17 protein-coding genes, 1 tRNA gene and 1 pseudogene are annotated in these 23,334 nt (G+C 66.8%); 5 read left to right on the forward strand and 14 right to left on the reverse strand.

Annotation, left to right across the window (positions count from 1 at the left end):
- Positions 1-34 precede the first annotated feature (34 nt).
- A complete protein-coding gene (locus tag ABE485_RS11170; RefSeq protein WP_346515367.1) occupies positions 35-1,540 on the reverse strand; it encodes a DEAD/DEAH box helicase in 1,506 nt (501 codons plus the stop codon).
- A gap of 302 nt (positions 1,541-1,842) precedes the next feature.
- Between ABE485_RS11170 and ABE485_RS11175 the strand changes: the two genes are divergently transcribed.
- Together ABE485_RS11175 and ABE485_RS11180 are read left to right on the forward strand one after the other, a co-directional pair.
- A complete protein-coding gene (locus ABE485_RS11175; protein ID WP_346515368.1) occupies positions 1,843-3,315 on the forward strand; it encodes a YdgA family protein in 1,473 nt (490 codons plus the stop codon).
- A gap of 133 nt (positions 3,316-3,448) precedes the next feature.
- Positions 3,449-4,900 (forward strand): YdgA family protein, encoded by a 1,452-nt coding sequence (locus ABE485_RS11180; RefSeq protein ID WP_346515369.1) that lies wholly within the window; start codon positions 3,449-3,451, stop codon positions 4,898-4,900.
- A gap of 3 nt (positions 4,901-4,903) precedes the next feature.
- Here the strand turns inward: ABE485_RS11180 and ABE485_RS11185 are convergent.
- From ABE485_RS11185 to ABE485_RS11220, 8 genes and pseudogenes are all read right to left on the reverse strand, one after another.
- A pseudogene (locus ABE485_RS11185) lies at positions 4,904-6,113 on the reverse strand (amidohydrolase family protein).
- A gap of 25 nt (positions 6,114-6,138) precedes the next feature.
- Positions 6,139-7,866: an ABC transporter ATP-binding protein gene (locus tag ABE485_RS11190; RefSeq protein WP_346515370.1), complete on the reverse strand. Its 1,728-nt coding sequence runs from the start codon at positions 7,864-7,866 to the stop codon at positions 6,139-6,141.
- A 7-nt stretch (positions 7,867-7,873) separates the two neighbouring features.
- Positions 7,874-8,800, reverse strand: a complete 927-nt coding sequence (locus tag ABE485_RS11195; RefSeq protein WP_346515371.1) for an ABC transporter permease — start codon at positions 8,798-8,800, stop codon at positions 7,874-7,876.
- Between the two features lie 12 nt (positions 8,801-8,812).
- Entirely contained in the window at positions 8,813-9,784 is a 972-nt protein-coding gene (locus ABE485_RS11200; protein WP_346515372.1) for an ABC transporter permease, read from the reverse strand.
- A gap of 120 nt (positions 9,785-9,904) precedes the next feature.
- Positions 9,905-11,512 carry an ABC transporter substrate-binding protein gene (locus ABE485_RS11205; RefSeq protein ID WP_346515373.1) on the reverse strand — a complete coding sequence of 536 codons (1,608 nt, stop codon included), beginning with the start codon at positions 11,510-11,512 and terminating at the stop codon, positions 9,905-9,907.
- A gap of 356 nt (positions 11,513-11,868) precedes the next feature.
- A complete protein-coding gene (locus tag ABE485_RS11210) occupies positions 11,869-13,257 on the reverse strand; it encodes a GTPase/DUF3482 domain-containing protein (protein WP_346515374.1) in 1,389 nt (462 codons plus the stop codon).
- A complete protein-coding gene (locus ABE485_RS11215; RefSeq protein ID WP_346515375.1) occupies positions 13,250-14,683 on the reverse strand; it encodes a DUF2868 domain-containing protein in 1,434 nt (477 codons plus the stop codon). Before ABE485_RS11215 ends, ABE485_RS11210 begins: the two co-directional genes overlap by 8 nt.
- A gap of 100 nt (positions 14,684-14,783) precedes the next feature.
- Entirely contained in the window at positions 14,784-15,674 is an 891-nt protein-coding gene (locus ABE485_RS11220) for an AraC family transcriptional regulator (protein WP_346515376.1), read from the reverse strand.
- Between the two features lie 158 nt (positions 15,675-15,832).
- On the opposite strand from ABE485_RS11220, the gene ABE485_RS11225 reads away from it, so the two are divergent.
- Positions 15,833-16,735 carry a DMT family transporter gene (locus ABE485_RS11225; RefSeq protein ID WP_346515377.1) on the forward strand — a complete coding sequence of 301 codons (903 nt, stop codon included), beginning with the start codon at positions 15,833-15,835 and terminating at the stop codon, positions 16,733-16,735.
- Here the strand turns inward: ABE485_RS11225 and ABE485_RS11230 are convergent.
- From ABE485_RS11230 to ABE485_RS11250, 5 genes are all read right to left on the reverse strand, one after another.
- Positions 16,732-17,928, reverse strand: a complete 1,197-nt coding sequence (locus tag ABE485_RS11230) for an aminotransferase class V-fold PLP-dependent enzyme (protein ID WP_346515378.1) — start codon at positions 17,926-17,928, stop codon at positions 16,732-16,734. The two genes, ABE485_RS11225 and ABE485_RS11230, sit on opposite strands and share 4 nt — an antisense overlap.
- 21 nt (positions 17,929-17,949) lie before the next feature.
- Positions 17,950-18,423, reverse strand: coding sequence for a RidA family protein (locus tag ABE485_RS11235; protein WP_346515379.1), 474 nt, complete (start codon positions 18,421-18,423; stop codon positions 17,950-17,952).
- Positions 18,424-18,529: 106 nt separating this feature from the next.
- On the reverse strand, positions 18,530-19,450 hold the full coding sequence (gcvA, locus tag ABE485_RS11240; RefSeq protein ID WP_346515380.1) for a transcriptional regulator GcvA: 921 nt from the start codon (positions 19,448-19,450) through the stop codon (positions 18,530-18,532).
- Positions 19,451-19,615: 165 nt separating this feature from the next.
- Positions 19,616-19,691: transfer RNA gene (locus tag ABE485_RS11245), tRNA-Asn, on the reverse strand.
- Between the two features lie 139 nt (positions 19,692-19,830).
- On the reverse strand, positions 19,831-20,562 hold the full coding sequence (locus ABE485_RS11250) for an IclR family transcriptional regulator (RefSeq protein WP_346515381.1): 732 nt from the start codon (positions 20,560-20,562) through the stop codon (positions 19,831-19,833).
- A gap of 266 nt (positions 20,563-20,828) precedes the next feature.
- Between ABE485_RS11250 and ABE485_RS11255 the strand changes: the two genes are divergently transcribed.
- Positions 20,829-21,809 (forward strand): Bug family tripartite tricarboxylate transporter substrate binding protein, encoded by a 981-nt coding sequence (locus tag ABE485_RS11255; protein WP_346515382.1) that lies wholly within the window; start codon positions 20,829-20,831, stop codon positions 21,807-21,809.
- Between the two features lie 22 nt (positions 21,810-21,831).
- Complete coding sequence (locus ABE485_RS11260) at positions 21,832-23,331, forward strand: aldehyde dehydrogenase (RefSeq protein WP_346515383.1); 1,500 nt, start codon at positions 21,832-21,834, stop codon at positions 23,329-23,331.
- Positions 23,332-23,334 lie beyond the last annotated feature (3 nt).

A 23,334-nucleotide genomic window follows, 5' to 3' on the forward strand; every position in this document is an offset into this window, starting at 1 on the left:
GGTTGGAGTTGCCGGTGATATTACTTGCTCGGGATTACTTGCTCAGCAATGCCGCGCGGGGACGACCGGATCCGCCATTGCCAGCCGGGCGGGCGGCGCCTTCCGGACGGCGATGGCTTTGTTGCGGACGGCTTTCATTGCGGCCGGCATGCGCCGGACGATCCGCGGGCTTGCCGTCGCGCGAACCGCCGTTGCCGCGGCCATCGCCGCCGGCACGGGCCGGCGCCGGCGCACGGCCGCCGGTGGCAGCGCGGGGCTGGCCTTGGGCGGGACGCGAACGGCCAGAGCCGCCGTTGCCGCCGCGACCGCCGCCGCCGTTGCGGTTGCCGCCGCGCGGGCTGCGGTTGTCTTCGTCGCGCTCCTGGCGTTCGAAGGCGGCCGCGCTGGTGGCCGAAGGCGTCCAGCCTTCGACCGGCTTGCGTTCGATCGTCTTCTTGATCAGGCGCTCGATGTCCTTGAGCAGCTTGATCTCGCTGTTGTCGACCAGCGAGACCGCGGCGCCGGTGGCGCCGGCGCGGCCCGTGCGGCCGATGCGGTGAACGTAGTCTTCCGGCACGTTGGGCAGTTCGAAGTTCACCACCTGGGGCAGCTGGTCGATGTCCAGGCCGCGGGCGGCGATGTCGGTCGCGACCAGCACGGTCACGGTGCTGTCCTTGAAGCCGGCGAGCGCGCGCGTGCGGGCCGACTGGCTCTTGTTGCCGTGGATGGCGGCGGCGGTCAGGCCGTCCTTGACCAGCTTTTCAGCCAGGCGGTTGGCGCCGTGCTTGGTGCGCGTGAACACCAGCACCTGGTGCCAGCCGCTTTCGCGGATGATGTGGCTGATCAGGTCGCGCTTGTGGTGCTGTTCGACCATGTGCACCGTCTGGGTGACCAGTTCGGTGGCGGTGTTGCGCGGGGTGACCGAGACTTCGCCCGGGTTGTTCAGCACGCCGCGCGCCAGGGTGCGGATCTCGTCGGAGAACGTGGCCGAGAACAGCAGGTTCTGGCGTTGCTTGGGCAGCAGCGCGAGGATCTTGCGGATATCGCGGATGAAGCCCATGTCCAGCATGCGGTCGGCTTCGTCCAGCACCAGGATTTCCACGCCCGACAGGTCGACGGTCTTCTGGCCGCAGTGGTCCAGCAGGCGGCCCGGCGTGGCCACCAGGATGTCCAGCGGCTTGCGCAGCGCGGAAATCTGGGGGTTGATATTGACGCCGCCGAACATCACCATGGAGCTCAGCGAGGTGTACTTGCCATAGGTTTGCACCGATTCCGCGACCTGCGCGGTGAGTTCACGCGTCGGGGTCAGGATCAGGCAGCGGGGGCGGCCGGGCTTGCGGGCCTCGGGCTTTTTCTGCGACAGCAGATGCAAAATGGGCAGCGTGAAACCGGCGGTCTTGCCGGTGCCCGTCTGGGCGGCCGCGAGCAGGTCGCCGCCTTTCAGGACTTGAGGAATGGCCTGGGCTTGGATCGGCGTGGGCGCGGTATAGCCGGTCTCGGCAATGGCGCGCAACAGGGAATCAGCCAGCCCGAGGTCGGCAAAAGGGGAAGAGGTAGTCAAAACAGCTCCAGCGGCAGCCTGTCGCTCTAGTCGAGAGACTCCAATCCAGGCGGTCGAATAAGGAGAAAAGGGAAGCGCCCATTCGGGCGAAGCTTGGCAGCGAAGGGCCTAGCGGACGTGCGCAGATTGGCATGGCGCACGAAAGGATTGTAGCTGATGTGGCAGCGCAGCACCGGCTGAAAACAGCCTCGCCGTATCATTGGGCAACATTTCGTATTAATTAGGCACGAAATAAGTGTTTTCCCTAGGCTGCCCTTTCTATAATCCGTGCGCTTTCACCTATCCAAACTATAAGGGATGCAATGAAGAAATCGGCAATAGTTGGCATCGTCGTCGCGCTGGGCGCGGTCTGGACCGGCACGGCCTGGTACACGGGCCAAAAGGCCGAGGCCTTCGTCAAGCAGGCCATTGAAGACGGCAACGTCGAACTCAAGAAGGTCGGCGACAAGTGGGGCATCAATGCCGTCTCCGAACTGGTGTCGTTCGAGCGCGGCGTATTTTCGTCGACCTCGCGCTATCGCATCAAGTTCACGTCGCCCGCGGCCGACGGCAAGCCGGCGCAGGAACGCGACGTGGTGTTCGTCGAACACCTGAGCCACGGCCCCTTCCCCCTGTCCAACCTGAAGTCCGGCAACCTGGCGCCGGCGATGGTGGCCAGCGATTTCGCGCTGGAAGAGACCGAGATGGTCAAGGAATGGTTCGCCGCGGCCAAGGGCGCCGTTCCCCTGTCGGGCCACTACAGCGTCAGCTACGGCAAGCACATCACGGGCAACTTCGGCCTCGCGCCGGTGGAAGTCGCCAAGGACGCCACGAAGTTCGCCTTCTCGGGCATGAAGGGCGACTTTGAATACGGCACGTCCAGCAAGCACGGCGTGATCGCCCTGGCTTCCGACAGCCTGGAGCTGTCCGGTCCGTCGGACACCAGCGACATCACGGCCATGTCGGTCAAGGGCATCGCGCTGACCAGCGACCTGAAGCCGGCCTCCAACGACATGTACGTGGGCAGCCAGAAGCTGACGTTCAAGGACTGGACGATCTCGTCGAAGGATAAGCCGCCGGTCCAGTTCAAGGACACGTCCATCGCCGTGGACATGACCGAAAACGGCACGGCCATGGGCGCCAAGATGGCCCTGGACTTCGGCATGATCAATGTGCAGGCCAAGGACATGGCCGGCATGAAGCTTGCGATCGATGCGCAGAACCTGGATTCCAAGGCGCTGAAGGCCCTGAACGACATCTACGAAGCCTCGTCGCGTCGCATGCTGCAGAGCAAGGGCGAAGAACAGACGCCTGAGTTCACGGACGAAGAAAAGGCCCTGCTCAAGACCAACCTCGAGCAGCTCCTGGCCGGCAACCCGACCCTGGCCGTGGCGCCGCTGGAAGTGCGCACCGCCAATGGCACGTCGACGTTCAACCTGAACCTGGACCTGACCAAGCCAGCCGCGCTGGATGGCGAGTTCTCCGACATGCTGGTGCAGGCGCTGCGCAAGCTGGACGCCAAGCTGGTGCTGTCCAAGGGCAACCTGGCCGACCTGATGGCCATCGAACCGCAGACCCGCGGCGTGCCGGCCGAGCAGGCCGTGCAGACCGCCAAGGGCCAGGCTGAAATGGTGGGCACCATGGCCACGGCAATGGGCCTGGGCAAGATCGAAAACAACAACATCGTCTCCTATCTGAACTACGCCGACGGCCAGGTCGACTTCAACGGCAAGAAGATGCCGCTGCAGCAGTTCCTGATGATGGCGATGGGTGGCGTGTTGGGCGGCATGCGCTAAGCTGCCGCAACACGATTGGCGCGCCGCGATTTTTCCGGCGCCGCCTGCGACGGGCTGTCCATGTGACAGCCCGTTTTTCTTTATCATCGCCGGGCGCGGCAATCACGGCGTATCTCAACCGGACAGAGGCATCATGAACAAGCGGATCGTGGCGGGTGGCGTGTTGGTGGCGGTGGTGGCTGCGGCGTGGGTCGGCACCGCGTGGTACACCGGCAAAAAGATCGAAGCCCGGCTGGCGCAGGACGTGCAGGCGTTGAATGCAGAGGCGCAGCGCCTGAGTGCAAAGCTGGGCGTGCCCGTGACGCTCGAACTGCAATCTTTCGAACGCGGCGTGTTTTCGTCCGATGCGCGGTTCAGTGTGAAGATCACGGTGCAGTCTGGCCCCAAGCCGGCCGAGAAGGCGTTCGCGTTCACGAGCAAGATCGAACACGGTCCGTTTCCTGCCTCTCGGCTCGCGTCAGGCGATGTCGCGCCCGTCATGGCGGCGGGCCGGCTGCGCATGACCGAGACGCCCGACGCAGCTGCCTGGTTCGCGGCGGCGGGCGGGTCGGCGCCGGTGACGGCGAATTTCCTGTTCGCTTATGACCGCGACTTTTCCGGCGATCTGGCGCTGGCGCCGGTGAAGTATGCCGACGCTCCGATCACGTTCGACTTCTCGGGTCTGCAGGCGCAGGTCGAACATGCCGGCGACGGCACGCGCGACACGGTGTCTCTCTCCGTCGACAAGGCCTCGCTGACCGAATTGATCAGGGGCAACCCCAACACGCTGACCCTCGATGGTCTGGCGTTGTCGCATGAATTGTCCGGTGCGGCCGAGTCCTCCGCGAGCAGCACGACGCTGACGGTGAAGCAATGGGCGTCCAATATGGACAAGCTGCCGCTGGGCCTGAAGGACATTGCGCTGACGCTCGGTTCGGAAGGGACCCCCGAGCGCATGACCGGCAAGATGACGCTCGATGTCGGTAGCATCAGCGTGCGCGCCCTGCACGTGGCCAAGCTGCAGATGGTGGCGAGCGGCAAGGACATGGATGTGGCGTCGCTCAAGGCATTTCAGGACGCCACCACAAGCGCGCCATCACGCTTGAAAAAAGGCGAGCTTCCTCCCGGCGAGGAGATGCTTGCCGCGTCTCACCTGTTGAAGTTCCTCCTGGCCCGTCCCAGCTTCACGCTGTCGACGCTGCAGGTCGACACGGCTCGTGGCACGTCGTCGCTCAGTCTGGATATCGGCCTGGATTCGCCTTCATTCTGGAAACGCGACCCCGTTGCCATCGCTAAGGAGGTCGTGCGCAACCTGAGCGTGCGGCTGAAGCTGTCGCCGGAAAACATGGCCGATGTGATCGCGGAGCGGGCGGAACTGAAGGGCGCCACGCGTGAGGCGGCCCGGTCGGCGGCCGAGCGGGAAGCCGCGGGGCTGCGCGGCCTGGTCGCCGCCTCGACCTGGGGCCGTATCGAGGACGGCGTGATCCAGTTCGAGGCGGACTACCGCGATGGTCAAGTGGACATCAACGGCAAGCGCATCCCCATCGAGATGTTCCTGGGCCAGATGTTCATGCGCAATTCGCCGGGCGCCGCGCCGGCGCCCTGAGGCTCAGAACGGCAAGGCCCCCGCCGCAAGTTCGCCGTTGCGCAGCACGGCGACGTGAAAGCGCTTGTCGGCGGCCTTCATGATGTCTTCGGCGGGGTCGCCCTGCACCAGCAGCAGGTCGGCCACCTTGCCCTCTGCAATCACGCCGTGATCGGTCATGCCCATCAGGTCATGGCCGCGCGACGTGCCGGCGATCAGCGCGTCCACGGGCGTCATGCCGAACTCCACCATGTAGGCCAGCTCCATGGCGTTCTCGCCGTGCAGGTTGAACGGCGTGCCGGCATCGGTGCCCAGCGCGATGCGCCCGCCCGCCTTGTAGTACATCTGGAACGACTCGCGATGCCGCTGCTCCACCGCGCGGGCCTTTTCCACCGCGTAGGCGGGAATGCCGTTGTCGGCGTTGGCGATGATGTTGCGCACGGCGGCGATGGTCGGCACCAGGTACGTTTCAGCCTCCAGCATTTCGCGCAGGCAGTCGTCGTCCATGAAGATGCCGTGCATCGATGGAGTCGATGCCGGCGCGCACCGCATTCAGGATGCCCTGGGTGCCCTGCGCATGGCTGGCGGTGCTTTTGCGAAAGCGCTTGGCCTCGTGCACGCCCGCCTTCATTTCGTCGAAGCTGTAGTGCGCGTCCATGGGGCTGACGCCGGGCGTCATGACCCCGCCCGTGGCCATGATCTTGACCAGGTCGCACCCCGCATGGACCTGTTCGCGCACGGCCTTGATCACGTCCTCGCAGCCGTCGGCGACGCGGCCGATGCGATTGCCGTGGCCGCCCGTCATGCAGATGATGCGGCCTGACGCTTTGATCGTGGGGCCGGGAAACACGCCGCGCGCGATGGCGTCGCGCACGCCGAATTCGAGATAGTCCTTGCCGCCGCAGTCGCGCAGCGCCGTGACGCCGCCGCGCAGGCTGGCCTGTGCGTTCTCCAGCGCGGTCAGCGTGATCTGCGCGGGGCCCTGCTTGCTCAATTGCGCGTTGGGGTCGGCGCCGCCCGTGTAGACCAGATGCACGTGGCAATCCGCGAGGCTGGGCATGAGCGTCATGCCGGTGGTGTCGACCCGTGCGCCCGCGTAGCCCGAGAATTCGCCCGCAGGCGCCACGCGGGCCACGCGCGCGCCCTCGACCAGCACGCCGTGGCTGGGCAACGTCCGCCCCTCTCCGTCGAATACCTTGCCGCCGATGAAGAGGGTTTGCCGTGACTCGCTCATGTCAGTGGACTCCGTTGGCGCGGTCTCAGCCCACCACGTCCAGCCCTTCGCGGGACATGGATTGCAGGCGAGGCATCAGACCGAGCAGATGTTGGCTGTAGGGATGCTGCGGGTGTTCGAACAGGGTTTCGGTTTCGGCCACTTCCAGCAGTTCGCCGTGGCGCATCACGCCGACGCGGTCGCACATCTGGCGGATCACCGGCAGGTCGTGGCTGATGAACAGCATGGTCAGGCCGAGCTCTTCCTGCAGGTCCTTGAGCAAATTCAGGATCTGCGCCTGGATGGACACGTCCAGCGCGGATGTGGGTTCGTCGCAGATGAGGAAGCGCGGACGCGTGGCCAGCGCGCGGGCGATGCAGATGCGCTGGCGCTGGCCCCCGGAGAATTCATGCGGAAAGCGCTCGGCCGCGCGGTCGCCCAGGCCCACCACGTCCAGCAGATCGGCCACGATGCGGCGTGTTTCCGCTTCGCTGGCCGCGAGCTTGTGGAAGCGGATGGGCTCGGCCACGATGTCCAGGACGCGCATGCGCGGATTGAGCGACGAGAACGGATCCTGGAAGATCATCTGGATCTGCCGCCGGAACGGATTGAGCTGCTTCTCACCCTTGAGCGCGGTGAGGTCGGTGCCGCCGAACGTGACAGAGCCTTCGTTGGGCGTGTAGAGCCCGGAGATCAGGCGCGCCACGGTGGACTTGCCCGACCCGGATTCGCCCACCAGGCCGAAGACCTCGCCTTCGCCGATGGAGAGATTGACGCGCTTGACGGCATCCAGCGTGCGCTGGTTGCGCTTGAACAGCGCGCTCTTGAGCACGAAGCGCATGGACAGGTCGCGCACCTGCACCAGCGGGCCGTCCGTGCGCTTGCCGAAGTCGCGGCGCTGGCCCAGCCAGTGGGTGGCCAGGTCCAGGGGCTGGGCCGGCGTCCTGACGGATTCGATATAGGTCACCAGCGGGAAGCGCCTGAGCTTGATGTCGGGCCGCGGCACGGCCGAGATCAGGCTGCGCGTGTAGGGGTGGTCGGGGTCGCCCAGGATCTTGGCGGTGCGCCCTTGTTCCACCAGCTTGCCGTGATACAGCACGGCCACGCGGTCCGTCACGTCCGCGATCACGCCCATGTCGTGCGTGATGATGATCATGCCGACCTGCTCTTCGCGGCACAGCTTCTTGAGCAGGTCCAGGATCTGCGCCTGGATGGACACGTCCAGCGCGGTGGTGGGCTCGTCCGCGATGATGACTTCCGGCTCGCAGCACAACGCCAGCGCGATCACCACGCGTTGCCGCATGCCGCCCGAAAACTGATGCGGGTACTGCTTGACGCGCAGCTCGGGCTGGTCGATGCCGACCTGCGCCAGGAGCTGCACCGCGCGCTTCTTTGCCTCGTCGTGCGACAGGTTCAGGTGCACCTGCATGGTTTCCACCAGCTGGCTTTCCACCGTCTGCAGCGGATCCAGCGAGGTCAGCGGATCCTGGAAGATCATGCCGATGCGCCGGCCTCGCACTTTGCGCTTCTGCGCCGGCGTCAGCGTGTCGATGCGCTCGCCGTTCAGCAGCACCGACCCGCCGGCCAGCCGTCCCGGCGCTTCGAGCAGGCCGATGACGGCGTTGCCGATGGTGGACTTGCCCGCGCCGGACTCGCCCACCACGCCCAGGATCTCGCCCTTCTCCAGGGACAGGGAAACGCCGTCCACCGCCACCAGCGTGCCGCGGCGGCTGGGAAATTCAATGCGGATATCTTCGATGTTCAACAGGGCCATGACGTCCTCAGCGCAGCTTGGGGTTGAGCGCGTCGCGCAGCCAGTCGCCCAGCAGGTTGACCGACAGCACCAGCGCCACCAGCGCGATGCCGGGGAAGATGGAGATCCACCACATGCCCGAAAAGAGATAGCTGTTGCCGATGCGGATCAGCGTGCCGAGCGACGGCGCCGTGGGCGGCACGCCCACGCCCAGGAACGACAGCGTGGCCTCGGTGATGATGGCGATGGCCAGGTGGATGGTAGCGATGACCAGCACCGGGCCCATGACATTGGGCAGGATGTGGCGGCGCAGGATGGTGATGGGGCCGATGCCGATCAGCTTTGCCGCCTGCACGTATTCCTTGTTGCGCTCGACCAGCGTGGAGCCGCGCACGGTGCGCGCGTATTGCACCCAGCCCGAGATCCCGATGGCGAAGATCAGCACATACAGGGCGAGCTGGTCGTGCATGTCGCGCGGCAGCAGCCCGCGCGCCACGCCGTCGATCAGCAGCGCCACGAGGATGGCGGGAAACGACAGCTGCACGTCGGCGATGCGCATGATGAAGCTGTCGACGCGCCCGCCCGCATAGCCGCTGATGAGGCCGAGCGTCACGCCCAGCACCATCGAGAACAGCACCGAGGCGAAGCCGACCAGCAGCGACACGCGCGAACCGTACATGACGGCCGACAGGATGTCGCGGCCCTGGTCATCCGTGCCCAGCAGGAAATCCGGGCTGCCGCCCTCCTCCCAGGCCGGGGGCGTGTTGGCGTCCATGATGCTCAGGGACGCCAGGTCGAAGGGATTGTGGGGCGCGACCAGCGGCGCGAACAGCGCACCCAGCAGGATGACCAGCGTGACGATCGCGGCGATGATGGCGCCGGGAGACCGCTTGAAGCTGTGCCACAGGTCGCTGTCGGCGGCGCGCGAAAAGAAGGGGGCGATGCGAGCAATCATGCGACGGTTCCTCTATTTGCTCTGCACGCGCAGACGTGGGTCCACGGCGAAATACAGCAGGTCGACGACCAGGTTGATGACCACGAACATGAACGCGATCAGGACCAGGTAGGCCGCCATGACGGGAATGTCCACCATGCTGATGGCCTGGATGAACAGCAGACCCATGCCCGGCCACTGGAACACTGTCTCGGTAATGATCGCGAACGCGATGATCGAGCCCAGCTGCAGCCCCGTGATGGTGATGACCGGGACCATCGTGTTCTTGAGCGCGTGGCGGAAGTTGATGAGCCGCTCGGGCAGGCCGCGGGCGCGTGCGAACTTGATGAAGTCGGCGCGCAGCACCTCCAGCATCTCGGCGCGCACCAGCCGCATGATCAGCGTCATCTGGAACAGCGCCAGCGTGATGGCGGGCATGATGAGCGCCAGCCAGCCGGACTTGGTGAGGAACCCAGTGGTCCACCATCCCAGGCTGACCACGTCGCCGCGCCCGAAGCTGGGCAGCCATCGGAGCTGCACGCCGAAGAAGAGAATGAGCAGGATGCCGATCAGGAAGGTCGGCAGCGAGATGCCCGCCAGCGAGATTGCCATGAACGCCTTGGACAGGACGCCGTGGCGCTTGAGCGCGGTGTAGATGCCCATCGGGATGCCCAGCGCCAGCGCCATGACGGCGGATACGAAGGACAGTTCCAGCGTGGCGGGCATGCGTTCTTCGAGCAGCTCGCTCACGGGCCGGCGGTGGCGGTACGACATGCCGAAGTCGCCGCGCACGGCGTTGGCGACGAAGTGCGCGTACTGCACGACGAATGGATCGTCCAGGCCGAGCTGTTCGCGCAACTGGGCGCGTTGCTCGGGCGTGGTGTCCTGGCCGACCATGCTGGCGACCGGGTCGCCCACGTAGCGGAACATGGCGAACGCGATCAGCGCCACCGTCAACATCACCAGCACCGACTGGATAAGCCGCTGCGCAATAAAAGAAAGCATCTTGGAAAGCCCTCTAGGTCGGATGGCGCCGGGCCGCGTTCTCCGCGCTGGGCGGGAATGGGGGCTGGGCCGGGCGCATCCGGGCGGCGCGCGCCGCCCGGGGGTTGCATCGAACGCCGCTTATGGCAGGACGACGTCGCGCAGGTCGAGCACGTCGTCGGCGCGCTGGGTGACCTTGACGTTTTCCTTCACGCCCCACGACATGGGCTGCTGGTGCAGCGGCAGGTAGCCGAAGTCGCTGCGCACGATGCCGAAGGCTTCCTTGATCATCGCGTTACGCTTGGCCTGGTCGGTTTCGACGCCGATCTTGTTGGTCAGCTCGTCCACCTTCTTGTTGCAGTAGCCGCCCAGGTTGAACTGGCCCGCGGCCGTCTTCGCGTCGCGGCACGAGGTCAGGTTGAGCAGCGTGTTGTGCGCGTCGGTGGAACTGGGCGTCCAGCCCAGCATGTACATGCTGGTCTGGTTGCCGGCCTGCAGCAGGATCTTGCCGAAATACTTGGACTTGGTCTGCGCCAGCAGGTTGATCTTGATGCCCACGCGCGCCAGCATGCCGGCGACGGCCTGGCAGACCTTTTCGTCATTGACGTAGCGGTCGTTCGGGCAGTCCATGGTGACCGTGAAGCCCTTCGGGTAGCCGGCCTCGGCCAGGAGCTTCTTGGCGCGTTCCGGATCGGGCTTGTACGGCGCGCCGAAGGACTCGTCGTAGCCGTTGATGGCGGTGGCGATCAGCGAACCCAGCGGCTTGGCCGCGCCGCGCATGATCTTCTCGTTGATGGCCTTGGTGTCGACGGCCAGCACGACGGCTTCGCGCACGCGGGCGTCCTTGAACGGGTTCTTGCCCTTCACGTCGGAGAACAGCAGTTCGTCGCGGTCCTGGTCCATGCCGATGAAGATGGCGCGGGCTTCGGGTGCGGTCAGGGGTTTCACGCCCTTGGCGTCTTCGAGGCGCTTCCAGTCCTGCACCGGCACGGGCTGCACGACATCCATCTCGCCGGAGATCAATGCAGCCACGCGGGTGGCTTCCTGCGTGATCGGCTGGAAAATGACCTCGTCGATGTTGCTTTTGATGTTCTTGTTCCAGTAGCCGTCGTAGCGCTTGAGCACCGTCTTCACGTCGGGCTGGCGTTCGGTCAGCATGAACGGGCCGGTGCCGTTGGCGTGCAGGTTGGCGTAGTTGCCCTGGTTGTCGCCCTTGACGTTGGTGGCCTCGGTGGTCTTGTTCTTTTCAGCCCACGTCTTGCTCATGATGTACAGGAACACCCATTCGCGCGGCAGGATGGGGTTGGGCGTGGGCGTGGTGACTTCGATGGTGTAGTCGTCCACCTTCTTGATGTCGGACGCCTTGGCGCCGTAGCCCTTCATGTCGGAGCCGGGCGTCAGGCTGCGCTTCCAGGAGAAGATCACATCGTCGGCCGTGAAGGGCGAACCGTCGTGGAACTTCACGCCCTTGCGCAGCTTGAAGACCCACTTGGTGGGCTCGGGGTTCTCCCAGCTTTCGGCCAGCAGCGGCGTGAGTTTCAGGTTGCCGTCGTAGCCGGCCAGCGTTTCGTAGATATTGCCCTGGAAACCCAGCGTGAAGGTCTCGTTCAGGGCCATCGGGTCCATCGACGTGGCGTCGCCCTGATACGACCAATGCAGGGTCTTGGCGGCCGCGCCGGCGCTGAATGCCAGCGAGGCGGCCACGGCAGCGGCGAGCACCGCTTGCTTGAAGTGGGGAAAAGTACGCATAGCCCTCATGCTCCGTGTGGTGCGCGGATAGCGCGACAGAAGTGACAGGGCCCCGGCCCCATGGGGATCCGGGGCATGGCGTTGCTGCTTACGACGATGGACGGGTCGGGGCCGGGCGGCGCGCGGCGCGAACTGCGCACGGGCGGAGGCTGGCGTTGCCGGGAATCACTGCGCAGGACTTCGACTTCACGATAGACCCAACCCCTTGTGATTGACATGACGGGGACGGACCCGCGCCGATGCAGATCGAATCTTATCGACGCATTCGTTTAAGCGTCAATCGGTTTGGATTGGGGTTATCACGCGCTTGCCGGATGCCTTGAATGGTGCGTTCGGCAGGGCATGCGGGCGCCGGGTCAATCGGCGGACAGCGGCGTGGATGCGAGGGTTTTCGCCAATTCGTGCAGCACGCGCTTGCGGCGGTCGCTGTCTTCATAGTGTTTACCCAGGGCCGACCACTCGGGACGGCTGCGCGCTTCTTTCAGGGCCTCGGGCAAGGGGCCCTTGCGCCAGGCCTCATCGTCCGGAAGGTCTAGCCGCAACGGTTCGCGCGCGGCGTGGCCGCGGCGTTCCAGGGCATCGATCAGTTGCCGCTGGCGCAGCGCGAGCAGACGCAGCACGGCGTCGTCCACGCTGATCTCGCGCCAGCCGCGCAGCTTGCCCGCCACGCGCTTGCCCAGCTTTTCCACGCCTTGCCAGAGTCCGCCGGCGGCAGCGCCGATCAGCATGCCGGTGCCCAGGCTCAGGCCCGCGCTCATCAGGTCGACGGCGGCGCCCGCCATGGCGCCGGCGGCCGCGCCCATGCCCACCTGCACGCCCATGTCCTTGAGCGCCTGCGGATGGAACAGGTCCATGCCCCAGCGCTCGCCCTGCAGCGGCAGCGCGTCGTCGGCGTAATCCGACGGGCGAAAGTTGTAGAGCGCAAGCAAGGCGTTGACGCAGGTCTGTTCGCGCTGTCGGACCTGGTCGCGCAGCTGGCCGGAGGCCGCGGCCAGCGCGGCCTCGTCGCTGGGGCTGGACAGGTGCAGCGCGGCCACGTCGATCAGCAGGTCCGCCAGCAGTTCGTACGCCGCCGCATGGCGTTCGCGGCGCTGCGCGGCCAGGCTGTCGGACAGTCTGGCCAGCGCGCCGGCGTGGCGGTCGAGCAGCACGCCCAGCTTGGCGTAGAGCTGCTGTTCGCCGTCCAGCGGCGGGGCGACGGTGTCGAATTCCACCACCGCATGCAGCCCCAGCCTGGCCATCGCGTCGCGCCACTCGTCGGCGCGGTGTGCGGGCGCGTTCACGAAGTTGAGCACCGGCAGCAAGGGCCGGCCGCAGGCGGCCAGGATGGCGAGCTCGTCGCGATGCTTGCCCAGCACGGGATCGCGCGCATCGATCACATACAGGGCAGCGTCGCAGTCCAGCATCTTGGTCAGGACGCGCGCTTCCTGTTCGTAGCGGCCATGGGCTTCCGGCGTATCCAGGAATCGGCGGATGCGCGCGGGGCCGTCCAGCCGTTCGCCCGGGCGCTCCAGGCGTTCCAAGTATTCGAGCAGCGCGATGCTGTCTTCCATGCCCGGCGTGTCGAACCATTCCAGCACGGGGCGTCCATCCAGGCGCAGCCGCGCGCCTTCGACGTGGCGCGTGGTGCCGGGTCGGTCGGCCACTTCGCCGAACGACGTGTCGCGCGTGAGCGTGCGCAGCAGCGAGGTCTTGCCCGTGTTGGTGTGGCCGACCAGCGCGATCTTGATGAGGGACTCAGCCATGGCCGGGCTCCAGCCAGCCCAGCGGCGCCGCGGGCGCCTGCAGGATGGCGTCGGTGTCCAGGCCCAGCGCTTGCAGCCTGTCGCGCCAGAGCGCTGCGCGCGTGTCCGCGCCCGACCCGGGAGTGATCAGCCATACGCCGGTCTGGCGCGCATGCGCGGACAGGTCCGCGATCAGGGACAGTGTGCCGCGGTCGGGCGTCTGGCGCGCGTCGCAGGCGATCAGTAGCCGCGAGGCCGCCGATTGGGACAACGCATCCAGGACGCGGTTGCGCTCTTCGCGGGTATCCAGGTTGCCGGCCTGGCGGATGCCGGCGGGCAGGTCCGCGGGCGGCCACGGCAGGTCGGGCGGCAGTTCGAGTCCCAGCAGCACAGGCTGGCCGCCCAGCCCGTCGAGCGACGGCGCCTGTACGCGGGGCTCGTGCAGGGGATCGACGGGGCGGTCGATGCCGGTGGAAAGCGCGGGAGGCTCGAGCCGGTCGCGCAGTGTCGAGAAGCCGGCGAGCGCGGGATCGATGCGCACGGCGCGCAGCGCGCGCGCCGTGGCGGCGACGCACAATGCTCCCGCGAGCAGGCGCGGCAGGATGCCGTAGACGATCAGGACGCCGATCAGCCAGAGCGACCACTGCGCCTGGGCGCTGGCGGGCAGGGCCTGCGAGCCGTCGCTGGCGCGGATCGTGGCGGCGTCAGGCATGGGAAAGCCCAGATGGGCGGGCAGCCAGCCGATGGCTTGCGTGAGCCAGACGAAGGTGTCGGGCGCCAGCAGCGTGGTGGCCCAGATGAAGCGGTAGCTGGCGGTGGACAGCACGGCCAGCAGGGTCGCCAGCGCCGCGCACAGCGCCGTCAGCCAGAGCAGATGGCTGATGCTGCCGAACAGGCCGCGCAGGGCGCCCGCACGTGCCAGCAGGTTGAGAAAAGCTTGGGGCACCAGCGCGCTGTCCGGGCCGCGCGCCAGCTTGCGCGTGGCCCAGAGCCACAGGCGTCCCAGCCCGGTGACAGCGGCGGGCCTGAGCAGGAAGCTGGCCAGCCACAGCACGAAGGTCAGCGCATGCAGGCCCAGCAAGGCGCCCACCGCCCACAGCACATTGACCGGCCGGGATCCGTCGCCCAGCGCGCCCAGGGCCGCGCCAGCACCCGAGATCAGCGCGAGCAGGAACAGGACGGCGAGGATGGCGGCGGCGCTGCGGCGCCAGGCATCCACGAGCGGCGGCAGGTTTTCCCGTTGCGCCAGCAGCAAGGCGCGCGCCAGGATGCGCGAAGGCAGGTCGGTGTCGAGCTGCCGGACCTGCCGGACGGCCTGCGCGTCTTCCAGCGGCCCCCAATGCGCTTCGCGCAACCGGATCAGTTCGGCCAGCCAGTGCGCGCGCAAGGGGCGCTGGCGGGCGCTTTCGGCAAGGGGGGGAAGGTCGCGAGAGGTCGGGGACGGCATCGCGTCGGTACGGGCGAGGTCAGGCCGAGTGAGCCCGCTAGGGCGATGCGCCATTGTAGACCGGCCCTTGCGGAAAGCGGGCCCGCGGAAAGGCCGGGGATCAGTGTCCGCCGCGCGCGCCGCGGAACTGGCCGGGCGTGACGCCGACGGCGTCTCGGAACACCCGCGCCAGATGACTGGCGTTGCCGAAGCCGCTGGCCTGCGCGATGCTCGCCAGATCGCCCTTGCCCGTCGCCAGCAGGCTTTTGGCGCGCGCCAGCCGCCTGCCCCGCACCCACGCGTGCGGCGGTTCGCCGAAAGAGGCGTGGAACATGCGGGCAAAGTGATAGGTGGACAGCGCCGCCACCTGCGCCAGCTGATCCAGCGTCAGGGCCTCGGACAGATGCGCGTCCACATACTCCATGACGCGGCGGCGCACGCCGGGCGCCAGGCCGCCCCGGGCAGGTTGCGGATTCTTGCGCGCGACGCCCTGCAGCAGCAGATGGTGCAGCACGGTCTCGGCCGCGCTGCTGGCGGCAAGGCGGTCAGCGGGCTGGTCCCAGTCGGTGCCCAGCAGCCGCCGGCAGACGTCGATCAGCGAGTCGTCCTGGATGTAGGTGCGGTCGCGCAGTTCCAGGGTGCGGGGCTCGCAATCCAGCCGCATGACGGCTTCGCGGGCCAGGCGCTGCGGCGCGATGTACAGATGCAGGAAGTGCACGCTGTCGTTCATGCTCCAGCGCGAATGATGCTCGGCCGGCAGCACGCAGAACTTGCCCGCGCCGCCGTGCAGCGTGTCCTGCCCGACGCGGAACGACTTGTCGCCGCCGTGCAGGTACAGCGACAGCGTATGGTGGCCGGGCGTCTCGTAGCCCAGGGTTTCGCGCGCGGTGCGCGACCACTGCGAGATCGCCATGCCTTCGCCCAGCGAGGCGGCGCGCTGCAGCGTCGCGGTGGAGCGCGACAGGGTGCGGAAGACGGAAAAATCGGCCGGGGCCGAAGCGGTGGTGCCCATGAGTGGGAATGCTACTGCGATCGCGCGCGCGCGACGCGCCCGATCCGGACAAAAGCGCAAGAACCGGCAATCCGTGCGGCGCGCCGGGGCCCACACTGAATGCCCGGCCATCGCTTTGGTTGCCGCCGTCCGTTTTTGATCCTGCCGCGCGCCGCATCGTGAATCTCTCTCTTTATTTCCTCACCGTCCTCATCTGGGGCACCACCTGGATCGCCATCAAGCTGCAGCTGGGCGTGGTGGCCATACCCGTGTCCATTTTCTACCGCTTTGCGCTGGCCGGGCTCCTGCTGTTCGCGGCGCTGTTGCTCACGCGCAAGCTGCAGAAGCTGGACCGCCGCGGCCACTGGCTGTGCGTGGGGCAGGGCCTGTGCCTGTTCTGCCTGAATTTCCTGTGTTTTTATTCGGCCACGCAGTGGATTCCCAGCGGCCTGGTGTCGGTGGTGTTTTCCGCCGCGACCCTGTGGAATGCCCTGAATGCCCGCCTGTGGTTCGGCACCCGCATCTCGCCGCGCATCATGGCCGCGGGCGCGCTGGGCTTCTGCGGGCTGGTGCTGCTGTTCTGGCCGGAACTGGCCAGCCAGCAGCCCAGCCACGAGACCCTGCTGGGCCTGGGCTTCGCGCTGTTGGGCACGTTCTGCTTTTCCACGGGCAACATGCTGTCGTCCCTGCAGCAGCGCGCCGGCATCCGGCCGCTGACGGGCAACGCCTACAGCATGCTCTACGGCGCGGCGATCCTGCTGGCGGGTTGCGTGGCCGCCGGCCTGCCGTTCGAGTTCGACGCCTCGCAGGCGTACGTGGGCGCCCTGCTCTATCTGGCCGTGTTCGGGTCGGTGATCGGCTTTACCGCCTATCTGACACTGGTCGGCCGCATGGGACCGGCGCGCGCGGCATACTGCACCGTGCTGTTTCCCGTCGTGGCCTTGAGCGTGTCGACGGTGGCCGAAGGCTACCGGTGGACGCCGTTCGCGCTGGCGGGGCTGGCGCTGGTGATGCTGGGCAACCTGCTCGTGTTCACCAAGTGGTCGCCGTTCAGCCGTCGCGCGGCGGTCGGCCAGGCCTAAGCGGCCAGTTTGCGCAGCGCCTCGAGCAACCGGTCGATTTCGGCGGCGCTGGTGAGATAGCTGACCGATGCGCGGGCAATCCGGGTCAAACCGCGCGCCTCCATGTCGAGCGGCGTGTAGGGCACGCCGTTGCTGCCGATGACGATGCCTTGGGCCGCCAGCCTGCGCTGCACGTCCGCCGCGTCCACGCCGTCCACGTTGAAGGCCACAAGGCTGGAACGTTCGCGGCCCTGGTCCAGCACGGCAATGCCGGGAATGGCAGCCAGTTCGGCTCGCAGCGCCTGGGCGTTGGCGTCGATGCTGGCCCGGATGGCGTCCAGCCCCAGGTCCAGCGCTTCCTGCAAGGCATTGGCAAGGCCGCAGCGCAGCGCCAGCGAGTTTTCGGCGGATTCCAGGCGCGTTGCGTCGGGACGCAGCGCGGGCTCGCCATTCGCGTCCAGCGGCGCGGAATGGGTGTCGACGAAGGCCGGCGTCAGTTGTTCCAGGAATTCGCGCCGCACGTACAGCAAGCCCGTGCCGCGCGGGCCGCGCAATGCCTTGCGTCCCGCGCCGCTCAGCACATCGCAGCCGATCTGGGCCACATCGATGGGAAGCTGGCCCACCGCCTGGGCCGCGTCGATGAAGTACGGGATGCCGTGCTTGCGGGCGACGCTTCCGATGGCGGCGGCCGGGTTGATGAGGCCGCCATTGGCCGGCAGCCAGGTCAGCGCGATGAGCCGCACCCGGTCGTCCAGCATGGCTTCCAGCGCCGTGGGGTCCACGCATCCGCTGTCGTCAGACGGAATGGTCTCCAGCAGCGCGCCCGCGCGTTGCGCGTGCAGCCGCATGCAAGCCAGGTTGCCGCCCCATTCGTGGCGGCCGACCAGGATGCGGTCGCCGGGCCGCCACGCCGGCAGCGCGGCGAAGGCGGCGCCCCAGCCCGCCGAGTTGCCCGTGGTCAGCGCGATCTCGCCGACCTGTGCGTTGAACAGCCGGGCCGCCAGCGTGCGGGCCGATTCGGTCAATTCGCGCGATGACACGCCCGCCTCCATCGGGCCTTGCGCGGCCTCGCGCTCCAGGTGCGCGTGCACGGCCTGCAGGGTGGCCGCGGAAGGCAGCGAAGCGCCGGCATGATTGAAGTGCACGGTGCTGCGCGTGCCCGGCGTCAGGGCTCGGAGCTTCTCGACGGCGCGCGGGGTCAGGGAGGCGGACATGGCGATTCCTTCGGGGGCGGATCAGGCCTGGGTCAGCGCGATGACGGCTTCGACTTCGACCGCCACGCCTTGCGGCAGCGACGCCACGCCCACTGCGCTGCGCGCATGGCGTCCGGCATCGCCGAATACGTCGACCATCAGGTCGGAAGCGCCGTTGGCGATTGCGCTCTGGCGGTTGAAATCGGGCGTGCTGGCCACGAACACGCCCAGGCGCACGACGCGGGCCACGCGGTCCAGCCGGTCGCCCGTGGCGGCCGCGATCTGCGCCAGGATGCCCAGCGCCGACAGCCGCGCGGCCTGCACGCCGTCGGCGTCCGACACCTGGTTGCCCAATTGGCCCAGATAGGCGGCCTTGCCGTCCTTGCGGGAGATCTGGCCCGAGATATAAAGCAGGTTGCCTTCCTGGACGAAGGGCACATAGTTCGCGGCCGGAGCGGCGGCGGCTTCCAGGGCAAGGCCAAGTTCAGCAACGCGGCCGGAAATGCTGCGGGTCATATCGTTCACCTGAGTAGGGTTGAAAAAGGCCAAAGAGGCTACCCCGATGCTATCGGCCCCGGCGTTGCATGACCAATCAATTCTTGCGGGGCACGCATGAGTAAAACTAATGAGTGTCGACCTCGTCGGATTCCACAGCGGCTTGCATGAGCCAGTCGCGCAAGACCTGCACGGGTTCGGAGAGCGCGCCGCGCGGCGTGACGAGCCACCATCCGATGCGCGGATCCTCGAGCGCGGAGCCGGGCAGCGCGGGCACCAGCGCGCCACTGGCCAGCTGGGGAGCGATCAGCCTGTGCCGGCCCATGGCGAACCCTTGCCCCGCCAGGGCGGCCTCCACGACGATGTTGTAGTCGTGCAGGCGCACTGTCCGGGCGCGGCCCAGGTCCAGGCCATGCCGCCGCGCCCAGGCGTCCCACTCAAAGGGTTGCCTGGCGTGGGAAGCCAGCAGCGGATGGCGCAGCAGGTCCGCGGGCGCACGCAGTCGCTTCCTGCCCGCGACCAGCGACGGCGCGCAGACGACCGACAGGCGTTCCGTCATCAACAGCGTGGACTGCACGCCGGGCCAGCCGCCACGGCCATAGCGGATCGCGGCGTCGACTTCGCCGCCGGCCACGTCCGTCAATTCAATGTCGGGCTGAAGCTGCAGATCGATGTCGGGATGCGCCGCCGCGAACTCAGGCAGGCGCGGCGCCAGCCAGCGGGTGGCAAATGAGGCGAGCAGTCCGATCCTGAGCGCGTGGCGGGCGCCCTGCGGCGCGCGGATCTCGTCCGTGCCCTGGCGCAGCAGCTCGAAGGCCGCATGAACCCGGTCGTAATAGGCCTGCCCCGCGGCAGTGAGCGCGACGGCGCGCGTGCGCCGCTCAAAGAGCGCGACGCCCAGCTCGGACTCCAGGCGCTGGATATGGTGGCTGACGGCGCTTTGCGTAACGAACAATTCCTGCGCCGCCTGCGAAAAGCTCAGCCGCCTTGCGGCCGCTTCGAAGGCGCGCAGGGAAACGAGGGCAGGCAGGGATCGCGTGGAGCGCATGGATAGAAATGGCGCGAGACAGTGGCGGATGCCGGCCATGCTACGCCAAGTGGAAAGCGAGGCAATCGCCGCGCCGGGGTTGCACCCCGATTGCAGCCCCAATGCAAAAAGCCCGCAAACAAGGTTGCGGGCTTTTTTAGGGGTACTGCGGTACTGCAAAATTCTTGGCTCCCCGAGCTGGGCTCGAACCAGCGACCTGCGGATTAACAGTCCGTCGCTCTACCGACTGAGCTATCGGGGAACAGGTAGAGGGGGCGAATTATGCACAAAAAATCGAAAGAATGCAAAACGGGTCGAAAACCCGCTGGTTTCGCGCGGGACGGGCCTCGCACCGAGTCGGCAGCCGGGGCCGGGCCGTTCGCTCGAAGCCGCCTTAATGATCAGGCCAGACGTTGGTCGAAGGCGCTGGTGTCGCCGCCAAACAGCGCTGTCAGTTCGCGGCCGGCGCGCATCAGGGTGGGCACCATCGCCTGCGCGCCACGGGCTTCAAGGCGATATCGCGGACCGGAGACGCTCAAGGCGCCCATCAGGGTTTGAGCCTGCCCGAAGACCGGCACCGCGACCGCCGCCATTTCCGGATGGGCGCCGCCAAACGTCGCTGCCCAGAGCTTGTTCCGGACCTCGTCGAATTCGGCGCCCTCCGCGTTGCGAAAGGCGAGCAGGATGGTGCCGGTGGCGCCGCCGGCCAGGGGCCGCCAGTCTCCTTCGCGCACCGAATCGCGAATGACCTGGTTGTTTGCGTCGACCCGGTGCAGGCACATGCGGCCGCCGTTCTGATAGACGTAGAACGACGCGCTTTCGCCGAGTTCTTCGACGATGCGGCGCAGGAATGGGGGCACGTACTCGACAGTGCGCAACTGGCGCTGAAAGATCGCGCCCAACTGCAGCGGCTTTGCGCCCAGTTGATAGCTGCCGTCCGACAGGCGGTACAGATAGTTCTGGCCGATCAGGGAATCGATGAGCCGCAATGCGGTGCTCTTGTACAGCCCCGTGCGTTTGGACAGCTCGGTCAGCGTCAGGCTGTAGTCGTCCTCGCGAAACGCGCCCAGCAGACTGAGCGCCCGGTCGACCGCCGTGACGCCCTTGTCTTCCGCCGCCTTGTCCTGCGTCATTTGCACCCCTGGTTTCGATGAAAGGCTTGTGGCGCCCCTGAGAAATCATGCCGGGGGCAGAGGCCCGCGCCGGAGCGAATTGTCTCATAACGCCAATTTGTTGCGTACAGCAGAATCGAATTCTATATTTGTGTTGCGTCAGGCGAAACTCAGTTCTATTATTCGATTCATTGCACACGGCGGCAATCCAAGCGCCCGAACAGAGGCGCCAAGGTGGTGGAGGCAGCGGCGTGCAATTCCCAAGAAACTTTCTCAGGAATTGGCAAATGTTCATTGCAAGAAAAATGGCCCGCGCGTTGGTCGCGGCCTCTGCCATGGTCGCCGTCGTCCCGGCGCTGGCGGCTGATGATTACCCCGCACGCCCGTTGCGTTTCATTGTCGGATTCGCCGTGGGCGGGCCCACGGATATCGTCGCCCGTGTCGCCGCCAACGATTTGGGCAAGGCGCTCGGCCAGACGGTGATCGTCGAAAACCGCCCGGGCGCCAACGCCACCATCGCGGCGAACGCCGTCGCTCGCGCCCAGGGTGACGGCTACACGGGCCTGATCGCCGCCACCAATCACACGATCAACGCGGTCCTGTATCCCGACCTGCAATTCAAGAGCGTCGATGACTTTGCGCCGGTGGCTGCCATTGCGGTGGCGCCCACCGTGCTGATCGTCAACAAGAATTTCCCCGCGCAGAACCTGGACGAGTTCCTGAAGGAACTGCGGGCCAATCCGGACAAGTATTCGTACGCGTCCGCGGGCAGCGGGGGCACGCCGCATCTTTCGGCCGAACTGTTCAAAAAACTGACCCACACCTCGATCATGCATGTGCCCTACAAGGGCGCCGCGCCCGCCATGAGCGACGTCGTGGCCGGGCATGTGCCCATTTCCTTTGCGACGCTCGGGTCCGTGCTGCCGCAGATCAAGGCGGGCCAGGTCCGCGCGATCGCGGTCGCGTCGCCCCAGCGCTCGCCGCTGCTACCCGACGTGCCCACGTTCGAGGAGTCCGGCGTGAAGGATTTCCGCCTGGACTCCTGGTACGGCTTGATGATGCCCAAGGGCACTCCCCCTGCGGTGGTGAGCCGCCTGGCCGAGAGCTTGCAGAAGATCGCGCGCACGCCGGAATTCGCCAGCCAGATGGCTACCGCAGGATTGCAGCCCATCACCGACAGCGGCCCTGCGCAATTCGAAGCCCAGCTCCGCGCCGAGATCGCGCTTTTCACCGATTTGGTCAAGAGCAGCAACCTGAAAGTCGATTGAGTTTTCAAAACAGGCAGACAGCATGAACACCACGCAACAGTCCCCGGTCAGCTATCAGCTGTACATCGACGGTGAGTGGACCGATCCCGCCTCGGGAGAATGGTTCGACACCGTGGAGCCCTATTCCGGCGCCGTCTGGGCACGGATCCCGCGCGGCACCGCCGCCGACGCGGACCGCGCGGTCCAGGCCGCGCATGCGGCGTACACCGGCGGCGCATGGCCGGAATTCACGGCCACGCAGCGCGCGACCCTGCTGCGCAAACTGGCTGCGCTGATCGAAGAGAACGCCGATCACCTGGGCCGGGTCGAACAGCGCGACAACGGCAAGCTCATCACCGAAGTGCGTGGCCAGGTCTTGAACATCGCGCAGTGGTTCTACTACTACGCCGGTCTGGCGGACAAGGTGGGCGGGGACGTGGTGCCGGTGAACAAGCCGGGCGTATTCAACTACACAAAGTACGAACCCTTGGGCGTGGTGGTGGCCATCACGCCCTGGAATTCGCCGTTGTCGCTGACCGCCTGGAAGATGGCGCCGGCGCTGGCCGCCGGCAACACCATCGTCATCAAGCCATCGGAACATGCCTCGGCCTCCATCCTGGAACTGGCCAGGCTGGCGGGGCTGGCGGGATTTCCCAAGGGCGTGGTGAACGTGGTGACGGGCTTTGGCGCCGAGATCGGCGATCCGCTGGTGCGCCATCCGCTGACGCGCAAGATTGCCTTTACCGGCGGCGATGCGGGCGGCCAGAAGGTGAACGAGGCCGCCGCCAGCAGCTTCAAGCGCGTCACGCTGGAACTGGGGGGGAAGTCGCCCAACGTGGTCTTCGATGACGCGGACCTGGACCAGGCCTTGAAAGGCGTGATCTCGGGAATCTTCGCCGCCGCCGGCCAGACCTGCATGGCCGGCTCGCGCCTGCTGGTGCAGGATTCGATCCACGATGAATTCGTGGCCCGGCTTGTCGACGTGACCCGACAGGCGCGGATCGGCGATCCCTCCTTGCCTGACACGCAGGTGGGACCCATCGCGACGCGTGACCAATGGGAGCGCGTGATGCGCATGATCGAGATGGCGAAGGCGGATGGCGCGACCTGCGTGCTGGGCGGCCATGCCTTGTCCGGCGCAGGCTATGGCCAGGGCCAGTTCGTGGCGCCGACGATTTTCACTGGCGTCGAGAACGACATGCGCATCGCCCGCGAAGAGGTTTTCGGTCCTGTCCTGTCCGTGATCCGCTTCCGGGATGAGGACGACGCGATCCGCCTGGCCAACGACACCGAATACGGCCTGGCCGCCGCGGTATGGACGCAGGACCTGCGCCGGGCCATGAAATGCGTGGACAAGATCCAGGCGGGCACCGTGTGGGTCAACAACTACCGCACCACCAGCTTCACATCGCCGTTTGGCGGCTACAAGCGCAGCGGCATGGGGCGGGAAGGCGGCGTCGAGGCCATCAAGGAATACATGCAGGTCAAGAGCGTCTGGATCACGCCCTCTCCGCGCCGCGACAATCCGTTCGTGCTGGGTTGAACG

Origin of the sequence: Achromobacter spanius (assembly GCF_039673305.1) — a bacterium.
Classification (GTDB): Bacteria; Pseudomonadota; Gammaproteobacteria; order Burkholderiales; family Burkholderiaceae_B; genus Achromobacter; species Achromobacter spanius_F.